Source organism: Streptomyces nymphaeiformis (genome assembly GCF_014203895.1).
Classification (GTDB): Bacteria; Actinomycetota; Actinomycetes; order Streptomycetales; family Streptomycetaceae; genus Streptomyces; species Streptomyces nymphaeiformis.
In genome coordinates, this window is sequence record NZ_JACHJY010000003.1 from 468,496 (window position 1) to 489,547 (window position 21,052).

Sequence of the window (21,052 nt, forward strand, 5' to 3'; positions counted from 1 at the left end):
ATTGTCAGACCCGTACGAGAGGGTGGTGGGCGCCGAACCGTCGAGAGGGAGCCCGACATGACCACGATCACCGCCAGCGAGCGCGCGGCCGCCCAGGCGTACCTGCGGCTGCTCGAGTCCACCCAGGCCGTGCTGACCGACCCGCAGCTCGCCCCGTACGCGGGGGTGATGCTGACCCACCCGATGGCGGAGGCGGACGAGGCGCTGCGGGCGGCGGGCCTCGCCGGGAACGAGGACCGGCTGCTGCGCCTCGTCTCCGCCCTGCGGGCCTCCCCCGCGACGGCCAGGGGGCGGGCCGGTTGAGGCGGCGGGCCGCCCGTCGCGGCCGGGGCGCGCCGGGGCCGTGAAGTCGGCGCGCCCCACCATGCGACGCGCTCTCAGACGCCCGGGCGGACGGGGAGGGCCCGGACGCTGTTGCCGACGAACCCGGAGTGGCGGGTCAGCCCGGTCTCCGGGACGGCCAGGTCCAGGTCGGGGAAGCGGGTGAAGAGCGCTTCCAGGGCGATCGCGGCCTCCATGCGGGCGAGCGGGGCGCCCAGGCAGTAGTGGGGGCCGTGGCCGAGCGAGAGGTGCTTGACCGTCGTGGCGCGGGTGACGTCGAAGCGGTCGGCGTCCGGGCCGTGCGCCTTCGTGTCGCGGCCCGCCGCCGAGTACCCGGCGAGGACGGGGGTGCCACGGGGGATGAGGGTGCCGTCGACGGTGAGGTCACGGGTGGGGTAGCGGAACGGGAAGTAGCTGACGGGGCTGTCCCAGCGGAGGGTCTCCTCGACCACGTCGGTCCAGTCGGCGCGTCCCTCGACGACGAGGGCGAGCTGGTCGCGGTGGGCGCAGAGCGCGCGGACCGCGTTGGTGACGAGGTTCAGGGTGGTCTCGTGGCCCGCGACGATCATCAGGAGCAGGGTGCCGATGAGCTCGGGCTGGCTGAGCCGGTCGCCGCCCTCGTCGCGGGCGGCGATGAGGGCGCTGGTGAGGTCGTCGCCGGGCGCGGCGGCCTTGTCGGCGGCGATGGAGCCCAGGAGCTCGACGAGTTCGCGGTTGGCGGCGACGGCCTGCGCGGGCTCGGTGTCGGTGGCGACGATCAGGCTGGAGAGGCGGTGCAGCCGGTCCTGGTGGGCCGGGTCGACGCCGAGGAGTTCGCAGATGACGCCGAGCGGGAGGGGCAGCGCGTAGTGGCGGCGCAGATCGGCGACGCCGTCGCCTTCGCGGGCGGCCTCCGCGAGTCCGTCGAGGAGGCCGGCGGTGACGGTCTCGACGCGCGGGCGGAGCTCCTCGACGCGGCGGGCGGTGAAGGCGCTGCTGACGAGGGTGCGCAGGCGGCGGTGGTCGGCGCCGTCGGCGGTCATCATGCCGGGGACGGTGGCGAAGGTCCGCAGCGGCCAGCCCTCGGGTATGCGGCCCTCGGCGAGGGCAGTGAAGTGCTGGGGGCCCTTCGCGACGTCGGGGTGGGTGAGGAAGTCGCGCAGCGCGTCGTGGCCGAGCACCACCATGCCCTCGATCTCGCCGGGCAGCACGACGGGGGCGACGGCGCCTTCGGCGAGCAGCCGGGCGTTCACGGCGTGCGGGCAGCCGCCGGTGGGGTCCATGCGGTGGGGCGAGGTGTTCAAGGGGGACTCCTGACTGCGGGGGCGTCTCGGCACGTGGGCGGTGAGATCCTACGATCAACGCGGCGGACTCCGTACGGAGTTGCCGGGCCGGTGCGCCCCGCCCGTTGTGGGCATGCGTTCCGCCGGGGCGGAACGGGTGGGCACAACGGAACGGCGCCCCTGCCGGCGCCAGAGGCTCCCGCGCCTGAACCCGCACCGCGAGCGACGGCACCTTGGTGGTGCGGGTCAGGGCACGGAACGCGGAGGCGCCGCTGGAGGGCGCCGTCCCGTGTGCCCACCCTCCCCCGAGCTCTCGGCTTCGCTCGAGCAGGGGACCCCCTCGCCCTGCGGGACGATTGCCCACACGGCGCGGGGCGCGGGTGCCACCCGCCTGGGCGTACGACTCGCCGCCGTACGCCGCACCCGCTCCCCCGGTCGGCGCACTTCGATCTGCGCGGTCCGCACCCCCTTCCTACGGTGGCTGAATGATCGTCACGTCAGCTGTCCGTCATGCCGCCGCCGGTTCCGCGGCGCTGCTGTTCGTGCTGCCCGTTCCGGCGGCCGTCGCCTCTCCCCCGGCCCCTGCGCGCGTCGTGGGGGAGCCCACGCCGCCCGCGCGCCAGTACGTCGACCCGGCGCGGCTCGACCGGCGGGGGACCCAGGTGCAGCGGCTGCCGGGTGCGCCCGCCGCGCCCTCGGTGTCCGCGCTGTCGTGGGTGGTGGCGGACGCCTCCTCGGGCGAGGTGCTCGCCGCGCACGACGCGCACCGGAAGCTGCCGCCCGCCAGCACCCTGAAGGCGCTGTTCGCGCTCACCGCGCTCCCCCACCACGCGCCGTCCGAGCGGCACACCGTGGCCGATTCCGAGCTGACCGGGATCGGGGCGGGGAGCAGCATGGTCGGGGTGAAGGAGGGGTACACGTACAAGGTCTCCGACCTGTGGAACGGCGTCTTCCTCAGCTCGGGCAACGACGCCGTGCACGTCCTGGCGTCGATGAACGGCGGCTGGGAGTCGATGACCCGGCAGATGCAGGAGAAGGCCCGCTCCCTGGGCGCCGAGGACACCCACGTGGTCTCCCCGGACGGGTACGACGCCCCCGGTCAGGTGTCCTCCGCGTACGACCTGGCGGTGTTCGGCCGGGCCGGGCTCCAGGACCCGGACTTCGCCCGGTACTGCTCGACGCCGTACGCCGAGTTCCCGGCCGGTTCCTGGTCGTACGGCATCGCCAACACCAACCGGCTCCTGACCGGCGAGAACGGGGTGGAGCGCTACCCGGGGCTCCTCGGGATCAAGAACGGCTACACCAGCAACGCGGGCAACACCCTGATCTCGGCCGCCCGTCGCGGCGACCGGACGCTCGTCGTCTCGGTGATGAACCCTCAGGAGGGCGGCGGTTTCACCGTGTACGAGGAGGCGCGGGAGCTGCTCGACTGGGGCTTCGAGGCCGCGGGCCGGGTGCAGCCGGTGGGCTCGCTCGCGCCGGTACGGGCCAAGGCGGCGGCCGGCTCGGGCACGCGGACCGTGTCGGTGGCCCGCCAGGGACGCGGCGCGGAGGCGGAGGCGCCCCGGCCGGCGGCGCGGACGGTGGCGACACCCGCGAAGAAGACCACGGAGGAGGCCTCCGGCCCGTCGGCCGGACTGCCGCTGACCCTGGTGGGCTCGGCCTGCGCCGCCGCGCTCGCCCTGTGGGGTTGGCGACGCAGGAAGCCGGCCGACCGGGCCTGAGGCCCCGCCTCATGGACCGCCGGTCGTGCGGCGCCACTGGAGACACCGGACCGGGTGGGTCGGCGACGGTTCGGTGGGCGCCGCACGATCCGGCTTCTAGCCTGCGGGAACACCGTCCGGGACCGGCCCGGGCGGTCTTCCCGAGGGAGTGACGCGATGACGGACAGGACGCCCGCCGCCGTACGGATCGCCGAGACGGCCGCGCGGTTCCGCGAGGTCAACGGCGACCATCCGATGACCGCCGACGACGACGCGTACGTCACCGCGCAGTTCGTCCCCCTGGAGGCGCTGTGCGGCGCGCTCGGCCGGGACCCCGACGAGGTCCGGCGGCTGATGCTCGCCGGCCTGCTGCCGCTGCCCGGCTACCTGCGGTCGGACGGCGCCGAGATGGTGCCGCGCGATCTGTTCGCCCTCGCCGACGCGGCGGGCGGGGTCGAGCACCTGCGGACGTGGTTCACGGGGCACTGGGAGGACCCCGCGCAGGGGGACGCCGAGTGGGCGGCCTATCTGAGCGGTCAGTACGTCTGCCTGCACGCGGTCACCCCGGCGGGCATCCGCCGGAAGGCGGAACTGACGGCGGAGATCACCGCGCGCCTCGCGGCGGCCGGGGACGATCCCTCGCCGGAGTGGCGCCTCGCCCTCCACGCGTGCGTGGACGAACTGGACGCCCTGGAGCCGGCGTTCACGGCGTACGACCGGCTGCGGTTCGGCGGACCGGTCTCACGGGACACGTGCGTGGACGCGCCCAGGACGCTGTTCCCCCGCGTGCCCCGCTGAGCGGCGGTCCGGCGGCCGAAGCCCCCGGGCCGCCGCCCGTACCCGTCCGGTCAGGCGCCGACGTACTCCGCCAGGTGCTCCCCCGTGAGGGTCGAGCGGGCCGCGACGAGGTCGGCGGGGGTGCCCTCGAAGACGATCTTCCCGCCGTCGTGGCCCGCGCCGGGGCCCAGGTCGATGATCCAGTCGGCGTGCGCCATGACCGCCTGGTGGTGCTCGACGACGATGACGGACTTGCCGGAGTCCACGAGCCGGTCGAGGAGGCCGAGGAGCTGCTCGACGTCGGCGAGGTGGAGGCCGGTGGTCGGCTCGTCGAGGACGTAGACGCCGCCCTTGTCGGCCATGTGCGTGGCCAGCTTGAGCCGCTGCCGTTCGCCGCCGGAGAGCGTGGTGAGCGGCTGGCCGAGGCTCAGGTAGCCGAGGCCGACGTCGGCGAGCCGGGCGAGGATGCGCTGCGCGGCCGGGGTGTGCGCCTCGCCGGAGGCGAAGAACTCCGCGGCCTCGGTCACGGGCATCGCGAGCACCTCGCTGATGTCCCGGCCGCCGAGGAGGTATTCGAGCACGGAGGGCTGGAACCGCTTGCCCTCGCAGTCCTCGCAGGTGGAGGAGACGCCGGCCATCATCCCGAGGTCGGTGTAGATGACGCCCGCGCCGTTGCAGGTGGGGCAGGCGCCCTCGGAGTTGGCGCTGAACAGCGCGGGCTTCACGCCGTTGGCCTTGGCGAAGGCCTTGCGGATCGGGTCGAGCAGTCCGGTGTACGTGGCGGGGTTGCTGCGCCGGGAGCCGCGGATCGCGCCCTGGTCGACGGAGACGACCTCCTCGCCGGCGGGGATCGAGCCGTGCACGAGGGAGCTCTTGCCGGAGCCGGCGACGCCGGTGATGACGGTGAGCACCCCGAGCGGGACGTCGACGTCGACGTCGCGGAGGTTGTGCGTGGACGCGCCGCGGATCTTCAGGGCCCCGGTGGGCTTGCGCACGGACTCCTTGACGACGGCCCGGTCGTCGAGGTGGCGGCCGGTGACGGTGTCGGCGGCGCGCAGCCCGTCCACGGTGCCCTCGAAGCAGACGGTGCCGCCGGCCGTGCCGGCGCCGGGGCCGAGGTCGACGACGTGGTCGGCGATCGCGATGGCCTCCGGCTTGTGCTCCACGACGAGGACCGTGTTGCCCTTGTCGCGCAGTTGGAGCAGCAGGTCGTTCATCCGCTGGATGTCGTGCGGGTGCAGGCCGATGGTGGGCTCGTCGAAGACGTACGTGACGTCGGTGAGCGAGGACCCGAGGTGGCGGATCATCTTGACGCGCTGGGCCTCGCCGCCCGAGAGCGTGCCGGACGGCCGGTCGAGGGAGAGGTAGCCGAGGCCGATCTCGACGAAGGAGTCGAGGGTCAGCTGGAGCGCGGTGAGCAGCGGCGCCACCGAGGGCTCGTCGAGTCCGCGGACCCAGGCGGCGAGGTCGCTGATCTGCATGGCGCAGGCGTCGGCGATGCTGATCCGCTCGATCTTCGAGGCCCTGGCGCCTTCGCTGAGCCGCGTGCCGTCGCACTCGGGGCAGGTGGTGAAGGTGACGGCCCGCTCGACGAAGGCCCGGATGTGGGGCTGCATGCCCTCCTTGTCCTTGGCCAGGAAGGACTTCTGGATGCGCGGGATCAGGCCCTCGTAGGTCATGTTGATGCCGGCGATCTTCATCCGGACCGGCTCGTGGTGGAGGAAGTCCGCGAGTTCCTTCTTGGTGTACGTGCGGATCGGCTTGTCCTGGTCGACGAAGCCGGACTCGCTGTAGAGCCGGTAGTTCCAGCCGCCGGCGGTGTAGCCGGGGATGGTGAGCGCGCCCTCGGCGAGCGACTTGGTGTCGTCGTAGAGCTGGGTGAGGTCGATGTCGGAGACCGTGCCCCGGCCCTCGCAGCCCGGGCACATGCCGCCGGTGCGCTCGAAGGTAGCCTTCTCGGTCTTCTTGCTGCCGCGCTCGACGGTGATCGCGCCGCTGGCCCGGACCGAGGGGACGTTGAAGGCGTAGGCGCTGGGCGGGCCGATGTGCGGCTCGCCGAGGCGGCTGAAGAGGATCCGCAGCATCGCGTTGGCGTCGGTGGCGGTGCCGACGGTGGAGCGGGGGTCGGCGCCGAGGCGCTGCTGGTCGACGATGATCGCGGTCGTCAGGCCTTCGAGGACGTCGACCTCGGGGCGGGAGAGCGTCGGCATGAAGCCCTGTACGAAGGAGCTGTACGTCTCGTTGATCAGCCGCTGCGACTCGGCGGCGATCGTGTCGAACACGAGGGAGCTCTTGCCCGAGCCGGAGACCCCGGTGAAGACCGTGAGGCGGCGCTTCGGGATCTCGATGCTCACGTCCTTGAGGTTGTTCTCGCGCGCGCCGTGCACGCGGATCAGGTCGTGCCGGTCGGCGGCGTGGGGCGCGGACGCCTGCTCGTCCGTCCTCGGGGCCGTGCTCATCGTGTCTCCAGCCATCGCGTTCATGGCTGTCACGCTACTGGCGGTACGGGGACCATGCTTCTCGATTCCTGCTCTTCTGCGTCGTGACGTACCGCTCCGCGGCGAGGACGGCCTCTCCGGCGGTGCGCACCCCCATCAGTACGCAGAGGGTGTACGCCGTGTCCTCGAAGCGCCGGCGGGCCGACAGGTCGCACGGCCTGTCCAGCACGGTGCGCTCCTGGGCGCGGAAGTGCCGGAGCAGCCGGTCGACGGTGTTCCTGTCGGGCAGCAGCATGGCCGTTTCTCCTGTCTCCTGAGTCGCTCCATATTCCCGGTCGTCGGCCACGCCCGCGACCGATACGGACACGCTGTGTGACCGGCGCGGCCGGGGACGGCTGCCGGAATGCGGTTCCGCCGCCCATGACAGAGGGTCGGAGGCATGAACCCGAGCACGCTTTCGCGCGTCGTCGTCACGGGCGCCACCGGCAACGTCGGCACGAGCCTGGTCCGGCTGCTGGCCCGTGAACCGGGTGTCGGCTCCGTCCTCGGCATCGCCCGGCGCCGGCCGGGCCTCGACCTCCCCGGGGTGGAGTGGGCCGAGCTGGATCTCTCCCACGAGGGGGACGAACCGCGGCTCGCGCAGTACGTGGCGGACGCGGACGCGGTGGTGCACCTGGCGTGGCGGTTCGGGCCGACCCATGACCCGGTGGAGACCTGGCGGACCAACGTCCTGGGTTCGGTGCGCGTCTTCGACGCGGTGGCGGCGGCGCGGGTGCCGGTCCTGGTGCACGCCTCCTCGGTGGGCGCGTACTCCCCCGGTCCCGAGGGCGGCGCCCCGGTGTCCGAGTCCTGGCCGACGCACGGCTGGCCGGGCGCCGCGTACACCCGGGAGAAGGCCTATCTGGAGCGGGTGCTCGACACCTTCGAGCGGGATCATCCGCAGACCCGGGTGGTGCGGATGCGTCCGGCGTTCCTGTTCAAGGAGGAGTCGGCGAGCGGGCAGCGGCGGATCTTCGCGGGGCGGTTCTTCCCCGGCCAGCTGATGCGGCCCGAACTGCTGCCGCTGCTCCCGGAGTTCCAGGGGCTGCGCTTCCAGGTCCTGCACACCGAGGACGCGGCGGACGCCTACCGCAGGGCGCTCCTGCGGGACGTCCGGGGCGCGTTCAACCTCGCCGCCGAGCCGGTGATCGACGGGCCGACGCTGGGCGGGCTGCTGAACGCCAAGCCGGTGAAGGTGCCCGCCGGCGCGGTGCGGGGTGCCCTGTCGGCGGCCTGGCGGCTGCGGCTCGTCCCGGCCTCCCCGGGCCTCTTCGACGCACTGCGACACCTGCCGCTGCTCGCCACCGAGCGGGCCCGGCGGGAGCTGGGCTGGGATCCGGCTTCGAGCTCGCTCGACGCCCTGGAGGCGTTCCTGCGCGGGGTCCGCGCGGGTGCGGGCGACGACACGGCCCCGCTGGCGGGGCACCGCATCGGCTGACGGCACCCCGCGGGCGGCGGGCGCGCCGGTCCCGTCAGCGGGCGGCGGACCAGTCGACGAGGCGTATCGCGGCGCCCGCGGCCTCGCGGCCCCGGCAGTGGGCGCGGTGGCGGCGCAGCAGGGCGTCGATGTCGAGGTGGCGGGCGAACTCGGCGCGGGCGGCGAGGCGCTGGGCGTAGGCCCACAGTGCGGGGTGGGCGGCGACCCGGTCCATGGCGGCGGCGTCGAGGTGCCAGCGGTGCACGGTGTCGAGCTGGACGAGGGTGACCCAGACGTGCACGTCGGCGGCGGTGGGGGCGTCGCCGAGGACGTACGGGTGGTGGGCGAGGCGGCGTTCGAGGGAGCCGAGCGCGGCGAAGAGGACGGTGAGCGGGTCACGGTGGGCGGAGGCGTCGTCGAGACCGAGTTCGCCGGCGCGCTGGGCGGCCCGGTTGACGCTCCGCTCGCACAGGTCGGCGATCGCGTCGATGGTGTCGCGGTGCGCCTCGGGCAGCAGTTCGGGGCCGTCGCCGCGGAAGCGCAGGGCGAGGTCGCGGAGGATGTCGGGAACATGGGTGCTGACGATCCGTCCGGTCCATCCGTCGCTGAGGACGGGGGCGGCGGCCGGGCCGGTGTAGAGGTGGGCGCTCGCCTCGTACAGCGGGCGGAGCGCGGCGTACCCGCCGTCGGGCGTGTCGGGGGTGCCGGGGAGCACGGCGAGCGGGAGCGTGTCGTCGAGTCCGAGCAGGCTGTGGGTGAGGGCGATGCCCAGACACCGGGGGTCGGCCGGGTCGACGTGGAGGCGGTAGCGGTGCGGGACGGCGTAGTGGCCGCTGCTCGCGTCGCGGCCGATGCGGCCGCGGAAGACGGGCACGGCGACGGAGGCGGGCAGGAGCGAGGACGGGACGACGATGGACACGGTTCTCCCTTGGGGGTGCTCGGTGCCGGGCCGGGCGGCGCGCGACGGCTCCGGTCGCGACGGGGCGACGCGGCGGCCGCGCGGGGCCGGGGCGGCAGAGGTACGGGAAGAGGAGACGGGCGGACCGGGGCGGGCGGTTCAGCGCTCGGGGTGAACGCCCGCGCGGGGACGGCGACTCGCCGCGCTGCAGACCCGCAGCAGATCGATGTGCCGGCGGGAGGTGAGGGGCAGCGAGCGCGGGAGGGGAGCGGCGGGCGAGGTGTCCCTCCGGCCGGTGCGTCCCATGGTTTTCCTACCTGTTCGCTCGGTTTCCCGTCCCCGAGTGTCCGGCGGGCCACAGGGGACGTCAAGAGTGCGGTACGGGGCGTCTCACGGCTCGATACGGCTCGGCGCGGATCGATGCGGATCGACGCGGATCGGGGCGCGGCCGTGCGGAATAATGCGCGCATGCGCATTTCAGCCAGGGCCGACTACGCGGTGCGGGCCGCCCTCCAGCTCGCCGCCGCCGAGGACGCGGGGCCGCTGAAGGCCGAGGCCATCGCGGCGGACCAGGACATCTCGCACAAGTTCCTGGAGGGCATCCTCGGCGACATGCGCAGGGGCGGTCTGGTGCAGAGCCAGCGCGGCGGCAACGGCGGGTACTGGCTGGCCCGGCCGGCCGCGACGATCTCCGTCGCGGACGTCATCCGCTGCGTGGAGGGCCCACTGGTCTCCGTACGGGGGGAACGGCCGCCGGACCTGTCGTACACGGGTCCCGCCGAGTCGCTGCTGACGCTGTGGATCGCGCTGCGGGCGAGCGTCCGCGACGTCCTCGGGGTGTCCCTCGCGGAGCTCGCGGCGGCGAAGCTGCCGGCCGGGATCGTCGCGCTCGCGGACGACCCGGAGGCGTGGACCAACCCCTGACCCGGCGCGGTCGACCTCGCACCACCTGCGCGAACCCGACGCCGTCTCGACGGTCGATACGACCTTGTCCAGCTCGTGGACGCCCCTTGGGGCCGCGCGGTCGCCTCTGTCAGTATCCCTACTATTCCAGTGGGGATACTAGGGATCAGGTGAGGTGACGTGAGCACGCCGAGGAAATCGCCGAAGAGACCAGCGATACGCACCGCCTCCGCACCGCCCGGCCGGCCCGTCGAGCGGCCCGCCGACGACGAGATCTGGCCCCGCGTCACCCGCGAGCTCGCCGACGACCTCGCCGTCGACGCCCTCTCCCGCGACCGGGCCGGAAAGGCCCCCTTCGACGAGGTCGCGCGCCTCCAGGAGGCGGGACTGCCCGCCCTCCTCACGGCGCCGGGACCGACCCGGCGGGGCGCCGACTGGCGGGCCGCCTGTGCGGTCGTACGGGAGATCTCCGCCGCCGACGGCTCGGTCGGCGAACTCCTCGCCCACCACTACGCGCTGTCCTGGAGCAGCCGCTTCTTCGGCCCCGGGCCCGACGCCGGCGACGCGCTCGCCCTCGACGTGCGGACGGCCGAGGAGCACTGGCTGCTCGCCGGCGGCGTCGAACCGCCGCGCGGCGAGTCCGGCCCCGGCCTCGTGCTCACCCCCGCCGACGGCCCCGGCGGCGGCTGGGTCCTCGACGGGCAGCGCGCCTTCGCCTCCGGCGTGACGGTCGCCGACCGGCTCGTCGTCGGCGCACGGCCCGGCGGCACCGGCGACCTGCTCGTCGCCCTCGTGGACCCCGCCCACCCGGGGGTGTTCACGGAAGCCGCCGCGGACCGGGTCGGTCAACGCCTCGCCGGAGCCGGCACCGTCACCTTCGACCGGGTCCCGGTGGACGCCGCGCACGTCCTCGGCACCCTCCCGCACGACGAGCACGCCGTCGCGCCCTTCACCGCCCTCGCACCGCTCGCCCTGCGGCTGCTCCTCGTCCAGGTCGGACTCGGCATCGCCGAGGGCGCGCTCGCCGAGGCCCGGGACGTCAGCCGCGCCGGACACGCGGGACCCGTCGGCGCCGACCGCGCGGGAGGCCCGCCTGTCGATGCCGGGGACGACCCGTACGTCCTGCTCGCCTACGGGGAGCTGGCGACGGCCGCGCACGCCGCCGCCGCGGTGGTGGAGCGGGCGACGGACGCCCTCGCGCGCGGGCTGCTCGCCGAGTGGTCGCTGGGCCTGGAGGAACGCGCCGACATCGCCGTCCTCGTGGCGGCGGCCGAGACCGTCACCGGCCGGGCGGCCGTCCACGTCACCACCCGCGTCCTGGAACTCGTCGACGGCACGACCGGCGCCGAGGCCCACGGCGGCGGGCCGGGCTTCGACCGCTTCTGGCGCAACGCCCGCGCGCTCACCGCCCCCACCCAGGCGGCCCACCGGCTCCGCGACATCGGGGACCACTACCTCAACGGCACCCACGCCCGGCTGACGCTGCCGGCCTGAGCCCCTGGAGGCCTCCTCGCCGGCGAAAGGACGGACGGTCCGGAATGTCGGGCCGTCCGGCCCTCTCGTCAAGGCGCCGGATGGCCCAAGCTGGAGGCAGAAGGGCCTGCCGCCGGGCGGGCCCGTCATGACACGCACGGAGGCAGCCTGATGAGTCGTGAGATCGTCGCAGGAGTGGACGGTTCCCCCGAGAGCCTCGCCGCGGCCGGCTGGGCCGCCCGGGAGGCGCTGCACCGGGGCCTCCCGCTACGGCTCGCGCACGCCTGGCGCTGGGAACCGCTCGACCTGCCCCTGGTCCAGGACCCCGACGAGCAGCAGCGCGCGGCGTACGCCGTCCTGCGCGAGGCCGAGGCCACCATCGCCGAGCGCCACCCGGAGCTCGCGCTCACGGCCACGCTGCTCCCCGACACCCCGGTCTCCGCGCTGCTCGGCACCGAGGACACGGCCGAGATGCTCGTCATCGGCTCGCGCGGCCACGGCGCCCTCGCCGGTTTCCTGCTCGGCTCGTACGGGCAGCAGGTCATCGCCGCCTCCTCCCGCCCCGTCGTCGCCGTCCGGTCCCGCGACGGCGAGCAGGCCGAACCGCCGTCGGGGTACGTGCTCGTCGGCCAGCTCGGCAGCCCGGAGGACAGCGCGGCCGCGCTCGGCTTCGCCTTCGAGACCGCCGCCGCGCGCGGTGCGGCCGTGCGGGCCGTACGCGCCTGGAGCCTGCCGTCGCTGTACGCGTACAGCCCGGGCTCGATGCGGCTCGCGGACGAGGCCGGCGGGCTCGTCCCGTACGAGGAGAAGGCGCTGCGCGAGGCGCTCGCCCCCTGGCGCGAGCGGTACCCCGCCGTGCCGGTCGCCGAGCACGTCGAGCTGGGCAGCGCGGGTGAGGTGCTGCTGTCCGCCTCGGGCGGCGCCCAGCTCCTCGTCGTCGGCCGGCGGGCGAAGCGCGGGGCCCTCGGGTCGCGGATCGGTTCCGTCGCGCACGCGGCGCTCCACCTCGCGCCCTGCCCGGTGGCGGTGATCCCGCAGGGCTGACAGGCTCGGACGTGGGTTGACGCACCGCGTTGACGAGGTGTGTCGGGGCGGTCGGCGCCGGAAAGTCTTACCGCCGTCGCCCCGGTGGCTCTCACGGCACCGGAACACCCGGCGACCTCGGCGAGAGAGCGGAGCTCCATGCGGCACCACGACCGTCCCGGCCACACCGAATCCGTCCAGGGCCCGGCGCGCCCCGACCGCCTCGACGACCACCGGCCCCGCGCCGTGGGCCGGCACCGCAGAGCGGGCGGGACGCGGCGGCGCGGGCCGCGCCGTCCGTCGTTCCGTACGGCCGTCCTCCTCGGCGGATCCGCGGCGGCGGTGCTCACGGTGGTGACCGGGATGTACGTGGCCACGCCGGCCACCGGCACGACGCCGGCCGGGGCTCCGGACGAGGTCGCGGCGGTGCCGGTGCAGGTCGCCGCGGCACCTGGCCAGGCCGCCGCCGGGAAGGCCGCGCGGTTCGTGCAGGACGTCGTCGAGCTGGCCAACGCCGAGCGCGAGAAGGCCGGTTGCGGGCCGCTGCGCTCCGAGGGACACCTGCGGAACGCCGCCCAGGGGCACGCCGACGACATGGCCGCCCGCGACTACTACGAGCACCACAGCCCGGAGGGGCGCGACGCGGGCGACCGGATGAGCGGCGCGGGGTACGCGTGGTCGGCCTGGGGAGAGAACATCCACCGCGGGCCGAAGACCCCGGCCAAGGCCATGGCGGACTGGATGGACAGTCCCGGGCACCGGGCGAACATCCTCAACTGCTCGTTCAGGGACATCGGCGTCGGCGTGACCCTCGCCGCCAACGGGCCCTGGTGGGTGCAGGACTTCGGCATCCGCCGCTGAGGACACGCCTCAGGGGGAAGCCAGTTGCTGCACCCAGATGCGGCCGGCCGGTCCGGGCACCGACGCCACGCCGGTGTCCCGGTACCGGCAGTCGAGCATGTTCTCCTCGTGCATGGACCCGTCCTGCCAGTCCTCGACGACGGCCTCCGGATCGGCCGCGCCCCGCGCCAGGTTCTCGGCCCAGGCGCTCCAGTCGTATCCGGCGGCGGTGATCCGGGCGTCCGCGAACTCGCCCTCGGGGTTTCTGTGCCCGTAGTAGCCGCGCGCGACCATGTCGCGGGCGGAGGCCCGGGCCGCCGCGACCAGCCGGGGATCGGTCCGCAGCGGCGCGCAACCGGCCGCGGCCCGCAGCCGGTTGACGAGCGCGGTGACCTGCTCCCCCACGTCGGGCACGGGCGTCGGGCGCGGAGTACGGCGGGGCGTGGGGGCGACGGTCGTCGGTGCGGGGGTGGTGACGGTCGGGCTCGGCGAGGCCGTGGCCGGTGCGGCCGTCACCGGAGGCGCGGCGACCGGCCGCCCGGGCCTGACCTGCGCCTCCGGCCGCGGAGGTACGAGAAGGGCGACCGCCCCGAGCACGGCGACGGCCACGACTCCGGCGGCGAGGGCGCGCCGCGGCAGAGCCCACCGCCCGGAGGCGCCGGAGGCGTCAGCCGGCGCGGGCCCGTGGGTCACGCCCTCGGCCCCCGGCGCATGGGCCTGCGCCGGCATGTGGCCGACGTGATCGGTGCCGGGTGCGCCGGCCACGTGCCCGGTGCCGGACGTGCTCGGGGCATCGGGCAGTTCGGAGGCGTGCGCGGCCCACTCCGTGGCCGGTGCGTCCGTGAGCGTGCTCGCGGCCGTCAGGGGCGGGACCAGGCCGATGCCGACGAGGAGGCCCTCGACGGGGACGAGGCCGCGGCGGCCGGTCGCGCGGGAGGTGCAGGCGGTGCAGGTGCGCAGGTGGCGAGCTATCCGCTTGCGCCAGAGCGGGGAGGGGCGGCCGTCCCAGGCCTCGACCGTGCCGGCGAGCTCCGGGCACGGCGGCAGCGCGTCCAGGGCGCGGACCACGGCGCGGCCGGTGTCCAGGCGCTCCTTCATCCGCTGGACGCGGACGGCGGCGTGCTGCGGGCTGACGCCGAGGCCCTCGGCGAGCTCGGCGCGGGTGAGTTCGCCGGCGGCCTCCAGCCACCACAGGGCGAGGAGTTCGGCGTCGTCCTCGTCGAGCCAGCGCGTGGCGCGGGCCACGTCGCGGCGCTGCCCGGACAGGCCGAGGCGGAGGATGGTGAGCTCGGTGAAGTCGCCGGCCGGGTCGGCGAGGTCCGCGGCCCGGTCGAGACCGGGCACGGGCGCGCGCCGGTGTTCGTGCCAGCGGCGCCGTATCCCGTTCATGGCGATGGCGACGAGCCAGGACCGGAAGCGGGACGGGTCGCGCAGGCCCGTGAGGCCGTCGAGGGCGCGGACCATCGTCTCCTGGACGATGTCGTCCGTGTCGGCGTGGCCGTCGAGGGCCCGGCCGACGATGTTGTGGACGAGCGGCAGGTGAGCGCGGACGAGTGTGTCCCTGGCGTCCGCGTCACCCGCCCTGGCCGCCTCCACGAGGACGGTGGTGCGCCGCTCGTCGCTGTGCATCGATGTGCTCCCTCATCCCTGAGTCCGAGTCCCCCGTGACAGGAGATCCGTGGGCGTGGGAGGGATAACGGTTTCTGCGGGACGGCTGCTATCTCGGGGGTACGGGCAGGCGCGGGACCGTGGCCCCGTTCCCCTCCCGGACGGCTGCCACGACGGCGTCGTGGAGCTCGCGGCTCTCCTCCTCCGAATCGCACGGAACGGGACTGCCCGACATGGTGAACCAGTCGGATGCGCCGCTGTACTGCACGGCCACGCGTGCCTCGCGCTCGGCCCAGGTCGTGTGGACGGTCAGATCGCCCGTGACGGCTCCGGCCTCGTCGGTCAGCACCCCACCTCGCCCGGTGTAGACACCGGCGGTCGTCCAAGATGCCCAGCTCATGCCCTCCAGGGTCACACCCGGAGGTGAGATGCGCCACCGACGGGACCGCCCCGGCCGGAGGAGCTCCGGCCGGGGCGGTACGGTCACGCGCCGGGGCGGGCGACGGGTCCCGCGCCGGTCAGGCGAGGGACGCGACGGCCTCGTTGAACGTGGCGGACGGGCGCATCACGGCCGCGGCCTTGGCCGGGTCGGGCTGGTAGTAGCCGCCGATCTCGGCCGGGGAGCCCTGGACGGCGACGAGCTCGTCGACGATCTTCTGCTCGTTCGAGGAGAGCGTCTCCGCGAGCGGGGCGAAGGCCTTGGCCAGCTCCGCGTCCTCGGTCTGGGCGGCCAGCTCCTGGGCCCAGTAGAGGGCCAGGTAGAAGTGGCTGCCGCGGTTGTCGATACCACCGAGGCGACGGGTCGGCGACTTGTCCTCGTTGAGGAAGGTGCCGGTGGCGCGGTCGAGGGTGTCGGCGAGGACCTGGGCGCGGGTGTTGCCCGTGCTGGTCGCGAGGTGCTCGAAGGAGGCGGCCAGGGCGAAGAACTCGCCGAGGCTGTCCCAGCGGAGGTAGTTCTCCTTGACGAGCTGCTGGACGTGCTTCGGGGCGGAGCCGCCGGCGCCCGTCTCGAAGAGGCCGCCGCCCGCCATCAGCGGGACGACCGACAGCATCTTGGCGCTGGTGCCCAGCTCCAGGATCGGGAAGAGGTCGGTCAGGTAGTCGCGCAGGACGTTGCCGGTGACCGAGATGGTGTCCTCGCCGCGGCGGATGCGCTCCAGGGAGAACTTGGTGGCCTCGACCGGGGACAGGATCTGGATGTCCAGGCCCTCGGTGTCGTGCTCCGGCAGGTACTGCTTGACCTTGGCGATGATCTGGGCGTCGTGGCCGCGGTTCTCGTCCAGCCAGAAGACGGCCGGGGCGCCGGTGGCGCGGGCGCGGGTGACGGCCAGCTTGACCCAGTCCTGGATGGGCAGGTCCTTGGTCTGGCAGGCGCGGAAGATGTCGCCCTCGGCGACCTCCTGCTCCAGGACGACGTTGCCCTTGGAGTCGACGAGGCGGACGGTGCCGGCCTGGGCGATCTCGAAGGTCTTGTCGTGGGAGCCGTACTCCTCGGCCTTCTGCGCCATGAGGCCGACGTTCGGGACGGAGCCCATGGTGGCCGGGTCGAAGGCGCCGTGGGCGCGGCAGTCCTCGATGACGGCCTGGTACACGCCGGAGTAGCTGTGGTCCGGGAGGACCGCGAGGGTGTCGGCCTCCTGGCCGTCCGGGCCCCACATGTGGCCGGAGGTGCGGATCATGGCCGGCATCGAGGCGTCGACGATGACGTCGGACGGCACGTGCAGGTTGGTGATGCCCTTGTCGGAGTCGACCATCGCGAGGGCGGGGCCCTCGGCGAGCTCGGCCTCGAAGGAGGCCTTGATCTCGGCGCCGAGGCCGTGCGGGATGGCGTCGAGGCCGGCCAGGACGGTGCCGAGGCCGTCGTTCGGGGACAGGCCGGCGGCGGTGAGCACCTCGCCGTACTTGGCGAAGGTGTTCGGGAAGAAGGCGCGCACGACGTGACCGAAGACGATCGGGTCGGAGACCTTCATCATCGTGGCCTTGAGGTGCACGGAGAAGAGCACGCCCTCGGCCTTGGCGCGGGCGACCTGCTCGGAGAGGAAGGTGCGCAGGGCGGCGGCGCGCATGACGGCGGCGTCGACGACCTCGCCGGCGATGACCTTCAGCGGCTCGCGGAGCTCGCTGACGGTGCCGTCGGCGGCGGTGAACTCGAAGCGGAGGGTGTCGTCCTCGGCGATGACGGCGGACTTCTCCGTGGCGGCGAAGTCGTTCTCGCCCATCGTGGCGACGTTGGTCTTGGACTCGGGGGTCCAGACGCCCATGCGGTGCGGGTGGGTCTTCGCGTAGTTCTTGACCGAGCCCGGGGCGCGGCGGTCGGAGTTGCCCTCGCGCAGGACCGGGTTGACGGCCGAGCCCTTGATCTTGTCGTAGCGCGCGCGGACGTCCTTGTCCTGGTCCGTCTGCGGGTCGTCCGGGTAGTCCGGGAGGGCGTAGCCCTGCGCCTGGAGCTCGGCGATCGCGGCCTTGAGCTGCGGGATGGACGCCGAGACGTTCGGCAGCTTGATGATGTTGGCGCCGGGGGTCTTGGCCAGGTCGCCGAGCTCGGAGAGGGCGTCGGCGATGCGCTGGCCCTCTTCCAGGAACTCGGGGAAGACGGCGATGATGCGGCCCGCGAGGGAGATGTCACGCGTCTCGACCGTGACGCCGGCCTGCGAGGCATACGCCTGGACCACGGGCAGGAACGAGTACGTCGCCAGGGCAGGCGCCTCGTCAGTGTGGGTGTAGATGATGGTCGAGTCAGTCACCAGGTGCTCCGCTCCACGTCTGCGTATGCGAGATTGCTCGACATCAAGATATCTCGTGATCGCGGTCCTCGGTAAAGGGCCCCATGAGCTCGGCGTCGTGCGGGACGCCCGCGGCCTCGACGAAGGGCCCTCCGAGCCGGTACGGGGCGGGGGGACCGTCCACGTCGACGCGGCGCAGCAGGGCCAGGACGATCAGTCCGGCGGCGGCGACCACTCCCGCGGCGAGGGCCTGGCCGCAGCGGTGCGCGAGCCGGAGCTCGGCCGGGTCGTACGGGGCGGTGGCGGGCAGCGCGAGGGTGTCGCCGAGCAGCCAGAGCCCTGCGCCGAGGCCGGCCAGGGCGAGCAGGACGAGCGGGACGGTCACGGGGAGACCGGGCAGGGCGGGCCCGCGCCGGGGTCCGGGGCGGACCTTGCCCCTGCGGGCGATCATGGCGAGGAGGCCGGAGGTCACGGCGAGGGCGACGAGGGCGGCGGCGATGACGTCGCCGGGCCGGTGCTGCCCCGAGGCGATGGTGTACGCGCCGACGGCGGCGGCCCAGAGGGTGGCGGCGCCGACGGCGAGGGCGCGCGTCCGGTAGGGGGCGACGAGGACGAGGCCGAGGGCGATGCCGACGGCGAGGGTGGTCTGGACGCTGGGGAAGCCGCTCGGGAGGAGGGCGCCGGAGGTGTCGACGAGCCGGGGGCGGGGCGCGTACCGCTGGAGGAGTCCGGTGACGGCGAGTGCGGTGACGACCGCGCCGGCGGCGGCGCCGGTGAGGGCGTACCGCTTGCGTATGAGTCCGGTGGCGAGGAGGACGACGCAGCCGAGGACCAGGGAGAAGGTGGTGAGCCCGGCGAGCGAGGGGTGGTCGCGGAGGATCGTGACGGCGACGCCGTCGGCGCGCCGTCCGGTCACGGCGGCGTCGCCCCAGCGGCGGCCGGTCGCGGTGAGCACGAGTCCCGCGTAGACGACCGTGAGGAGGAGGACGGCCCCGAGGCAGGCACGCCGGGTCCGGGTGCGGACCCGTGTGCTGAACGAGCCGGCGGCCTCGCCGGCCACGGCGGCGTACCACCAGGTGTCACCGGTCTCCAGCGGCCTCGGGGAGCCGCCGGCGCGGAGCCTGTCGTAGGAAGCCATGCCCCGATTCGAACCCACGCGCGCGCGCGGCGCCCGCTGGACTCACCCGAACGACACGCCGAGGGGCGGGGGCCGAGCGGGGCTCTTGTCCGCCCGGGAGACCGCACGCGGCGGCTCCCGCCGCCGGAGCCGGGGCGCGGACGGCGTCAGCGGTCCCGGCGCGGGACCTGCGCCAGCACCAGGAGGACGAGTCCTCCGAGGAGGCCGAGGAGAGTCGCCACGCCCAGGCCGGAGCGCAGGACGAGGTCGTCCGCGAGTTGCCCGCACGCCTGGATCGCGAACGCCGCGGCCATCGCCGACTGGCCCCAGCCGTGCAGCGCCGTCCGGAAGACGCGCCGCCGCTGCCAGGACGGCATCCAGCCGGTGCGGAGCGCGGCCGCTCCGGAGAGGCCGAGCAGCAGCGCCAGCGCGCCCGGTATGACGACGTACCAGTCCATGCCCGCCCCCAGTCCCCCGGCCCTCCGCCGGAGTTCAGCCAGATCATGCCACGGCGACGCGACCCCGGTCGCGGTCGTGGCGGCGGGTGCCGTACAGGGTGAACGCCGTGTTCACCAGGGCGACATGACTGAGCGCCTGGGGCGTGTTCCCGAGCTGGCGGCCCGCCACGGGGTCCCATTCCTCGGAGAGGAGCCCGACGTCGTTGCGGACGTCGAGGACCCGCTCGAAGACGGTCCTGGCCTCGTCGGCGCGGCCGGTCATGGCGAGCGCGTCGGCGTACCAGAACGTGCAGGCGACGAAGCTCCCCTCGGTGCCGCCGAGGTCGTCGAGCTCGTGTCTGCCGCCGTCCCGGACGTCGCCGTACCGGCGCAGGAAGCCGTGGTCGTCGAGCCGCTCCATCGCCCGGATCGTGCTGAGGACGCGGGGGTCGCCGGCGGGGAGGAAGCCGAGCCGGGGGATCAGCAGGGCGGTCGCGTCGACCTGGGTGCTCCCGTAGTACTGGGTGAACGACCGCTGTTCCTCGCTCCATCCCCGGGCGCAGATCTCCGCGTGCAGTTCGGTGCGGAGCGCCTGCCAGTGGGCGAGGGAGCCGCGCAGTCCGGCGACGCGGGCGAGGCGGACTGCCCGGTCGGCGGCGACCCAGGCCATGACCTTGGAGTGGACGAAGTGGCGGCGCGGGCCCCGGACTTCCCAGATGCCCTCGTCGGGTTCCCGCCAGCGTTTGCCGAGGTAGTCCAGGAGCGAGGCCACCAGGGCCCAGGCCGCGGGGTCGAGGGCGATGCCCGCGCGGACGGCCGAGTAGACGGTGCTGAGCACCTCGCCGTAGATGTCGAGCTGGAACTGGCCGACGGCGGCGTTGCCGAATCTGACGGGCTGTGAGTTCTCGTAGCCGGGGAGCCAGTCGGCGTACGTCTCGGGGAGCCGTCGCTGGCCCTCGACCCCGTACAGCGGCTGGAGGTCGGCGGGGTCGCCCGCGACGGCGCGCAGCAGCCAGTCCGTCCAGGCCAGCGCCTCCCTGCGGTATCCGCTGCGGAGCAGACAGGAGAGGGTGAAGGTGGAGTCCCGCAGCCAGCAGAAGCGGTAGTCCCAGTTGCGGCCGCCGCCGACGCACTCGGGGAGCGAGGCGGTGGCTGCGGCGACGATGCCGCCGGTCGGGGCGTAGGTGAGGGCCTTGAGGGTGAGCAGGGAGCGGATCACGGCCTCGCGCGCGGGGCCTTCGTAGCGGAGGGTGGCGGCCCAGTCGTTCCAGAAGGCGAGGGTGCGGGTGAGCGCGTCGGCGACGCCGGCGGGCGAGAGCGGCGGGGGTGCGGGGGCGTGGGAGGGGCTCCAGCCGAGGACGAAGGCGACCCGCCGGCCGGCGGTGACGGTGAACTCGCAGCTCGTACGGCCGGGGGTGACGTCGAGTTCGACGCCGGGCCCGCAGGAGAGCCGGGTGGCGTCGGGTCCGGCGACGGAGACGACGGTGCGGCGGTCCGTGGCGCGGGTCCAGGGCACGATGCTGCCGTGGTGGAACCGGACGCTCAACTCGCCCCGCACGGCCACCCGTCCGGCGATCCCCTCGACGACACGGACGATCCTCGGGCCGCCGCCGGACGGGAGGCCGCCCCGCGAGCGCGGCGGCATGAAGTCGGTGATCCGGACCGTGCCGGTGAGGGTCTCCCACCAGGTGTCGAGGACCAGCGTGTCGCCCCGGTAACTCCTGCGCGTGCAGCGGCCGTTGCCGACCGGGGCGAGGATCCAGCGGCCGTGGTCCGGCTCCCCGAGGAGGCCGGCGAGACAGGCGGGCGAGTCGAAGCGGGGCGCGCACCACCAGTCGACGGACCCGTCGGTCCCGATGAGCGCGGCAGTCTCCAGGTCACCGACGAGGGCGTAGTCCTCAATTCGCCCTGCCATGACCGGATTGTATTCCTCCCGGAGAACACGCGCAGAAATGACCTGGTGACAGGGCACGTCATTCCTTCGCGGGCGTCCGCATATTCTTCCGTTCTCCTTGACGGCATCACCGCGGGCGCAGGATTCTGAGAAAGCGGTCCGGTCACGAAATGCCGAAC

At 74.3% G+C, this 21,052-nt stretch carries 18 protein-coding genes; 8 read left to right on the forward strand and 10 right to left on the reverse strand.

Features of this window, described 5'->3' with window-relative positions:
* Positions 1 to 57 precede the first annotated feature (57 nt).
* A complete protein-coding gene (locus GGE06_RS12295) occupies positions 58 to 303 on the forward strand; it encodes a hypothetical protein (RefSeq protein WP_116162721.1) in 246 nt (81 codons plus the stop codon).
* A 74-nt stretch (positions 304 to 377) separates the two neighbouring features.
* Here the strand turns inward: GGE06_RS12295 and GGE06_RS12300 are convergent, their stop codons facing one another.
* Positions 378 to 1,583, reverse strand: a complete 1,206-nt coding sequence (locus tag GGE06_RS12300) for a cytochrome P450 family protein (RefSeq protein ID WP_116162719.1) — start codon at positions 1,581 to 1,583, stop codon at positions 378 to 380.
* A gap of 485 nt (positions 1,584 to 2,068) precedes the next feature.
* Between GGE06_RS12300 and GGE06_RS12305 the strand changes: the two genes are divergently transcribed.
* Together GGE06_RS12305 and GGE06_RS12310 are read left to right on the forward strand one after the other, a co-directional pair.
* Positions 2,069 to 3,307 (forward strand): D-alanyl-D-alanine carboxypeptidase family protein, encoded by a 1,239-nt coding sequence (locus GGE06_RS12305; RefSeq protein ID WP_116162715.1) that lies wholly within the window; start codon positions 2,069 to 2,071, stop codon positions 3,305 to 3,307.
* Positions 3,308 to 3,463: 156 nt separating this feature from the next.
* Positions 3,464 to 4,084: a DUF6058 family natural product biosynthesis protein gene (locus tag GGE06_RS12310; protein WP_116162713.1), complete on the forward strand. Its 621-nt coding sequence runs from the start codon at positions 3,464 to 3,466 to the stop codon at positions 4,082 to 4,084.
* A gap of 50 nt (positions 4,085 to 4,134) precedes the next feature.
* On the opposite strand, the gene GGE06_RS12315 is transcribed toward GGE06_RS12310, so the two are convergent.
* Complete coding sequence (locus GGE06_RS12315) at positions 4,135 to 6,522, reverse strand: ATP-binding cassette domain-containing protein (RefSeq protein WP_184930986.1); 2,388 nt, start codon at positions 6,520 to 6,522, stop codon at positions 4,135 to 4,137.
* Between the two features lie 34 nt (positions 6,523 to 6,556).
* Positions 6,557 to 6,796 (reverse strand): DUF5133 domain-containing protein, encoded by a 240-nt coding sequence (locus tag GGE06_RS12320; RefSeq protein WP_116162709.1) that lies wholly within the window; start codon positions 6,794 to 6,796, stop codon positions 6,557 to 6,559.
* 144 nt (positions 6,797 to 6,940) lie between these two features.
* On the opposite strand from GGE06_RS12320, the gene GGE06_RS12325 reads away from it, so the two are divergent.
* Complete coding sequence (locus GGE06_RS12325; protein WP_116162707.1) at positions 6,941 to 7,978, forward strand: NAD-dependent epimerase/dehydratase family protein; 1,038 nt, start codon at positions 6,941 to 6,943, stop codon at positions 7,976 to 7,978.
* 34 nt (positions 7,979 to 8,012) lie between these two features.
* On the opposite strand, the gene GGE06_RS12330 is transcribed toward GGE06_RS12325, so the two are convergent.
* A complete protein-coding gene (locus tag GGE06_RS12330) occupies positions 8,013 to 8,876 on the reverse strand; it encodes a glutathione S-transferase C-terminal domain-containing protein (RefSeq protein WP_116162705.1) in 864 nt (287 codons plus the stop codon).
* 447 nt (positions 8,877 to 9,323) lie between these two features.
* Here GGE06_RS12330 and GGE06_RS12335 point away from each other — a divergent pair, with 447 nt between their 5' ends.
* The 4 genes from GGE06_RS12335 to GGE06_RS12350 all read left to right on the forward strand — a co-directional run bounded on the left by GGE06_RS12335 (position 9,324) and on the right by GGE06_RS12350 (position 13,115).
* A complete protein-coding gene (locus tag GGE06_RS12335) occupies positions 9,324 to 9,779 on the forward strand; it encodes an RrF2 family transcriptional regulator (protein ID WP_116162701.1) in 456 nt (151 codons plus the stop codon).
* 159 nt (positions 9,780 to 9,938) lie between these two features.
* The gene (locus tag GGE06_RS12340; protein ID WP_376773532.1) at positions 9,939 to 11,252 is read left to right on the forward strand and encodes an acyl-CoA dehydrogenase family protein; all 1,314 of its coding nucleotides are present in this window, start codon (positions 9,939 to 9,941) and stop codon (positions 11,250 to 11,252) included.
* A 150-nt stretch (positions 11,253 to 11,402) separates the two neighbouring features.
* Positions 11,403 to 12,275, forward strand: a complete 873-nt coding sequence (locus GGE06_RS12345) for a universal stress protein (RefSeq protein WP_116162698.1) — start codon at positions 11,403 to 11,405, stop codon at positions 12,273 to 12,275.
* Between the two features lie 138 nt (positions 12,276 to 12,413).
* Entirely contained in the window at positions 12,414 to 13,115 is a 702-nt protein-coding gene (locus tag GGE06_RS12350) for a CAP domain-containing protein (RefSeq protein ID WP_220378553.1), read from the forward strand.
* A gap of 9 nt (positions 13,116 to 13,124) precedes the next feature.
* Here the strand turns inward: GGE06_RS12350 and GGE06_RS12355 are convergent, their stop codons facing one another.
* The 6 genes from GGE06_RS12355 to GGE06_RS12380 all read right to left on the reverse strand — a co-directional run bounded on the left by GGE06_RS12355 (position 13,125) and on the right by GGE06_RS12380 (position 20,894).
* The gene (locus tag GGE06_RS12355; RefSeq protein ID WP_116162696.1) at positions 13,125 to 14,723 is read right to left on the reverse strand and encodes a sigma-70 family RNA polymerase sigma factor; all 1,599 of its coding nucleotides are present in this window, start codon (positions 14,721 to 14,723) and stop codon (positions 13,125 to 13,127) included.
* Between the two features lie 88 nt (positions 14,724 to 14,811).
* On the reverse strand, positions 14,812 to 15,102 hold the full coding sequence (locus tag GGE06_RS12360; RefSeq protein WP_116162694.1) for a hypothetical protein: 291 nt from the start codon (positions 15,100 to 15,102) through the stop codon (positions 14,812 to 14,814).
* A gap of 118 nt (positions 15,103 to 15,220) precedes the next feature.
* A complete protein-coding gene (locus GGE06_RS12365; protein ID WP_116162693.1) occupies positions 15,221 to 17,446 on the reverse strand; it encodes an NADP-dependent isocitrate dehydrogenase in 2,226 nt (741 codons plus the stop codon).
* Between the two features lie 43 nt (positions 17,447 to 17,489).
* Positions 17,490 to 18,563, reverse strand: coding sequence for a phosphatase PAP2 family protein (locus tag GGE06_RS12370; RefSeq protein ID WP_116162692.1), 1,074 nt, complete (start codon positions 18,561 to 18,563; stop codon positions 17,490 to 17,492).
* Positions 18,564 to 18,709: 146 nt separating this feature from the next.
* Complete coding sequence (locus GGE06_RS12375) at positions 18,710 to 19,000, reverse strand: hypothetical protein (protein ID WP_116162690.1); 291 nt, start codon at positions 18,998 to 19,000, stop codon at positions 18,710 to 18,712.
* A 43-nt stretch (positions 19,001 to 19,043) separates the two neighbouring features.
* Positions 19,044 to 20,894 (reverse strand): glycoside hydrolase family 15 protein, encoded by a 1,851-nt coding sequence (locus tag GGE06_RS12380; RefSeq protein WP_116162688.1) that lies wholly within the window; start codon positions 20,892 to 20,894, stop codon positions 19,044 to 19,046.
* Between the last annotated feature and the right edge of the window lie 158 nt (positions 20,895 to 21,052).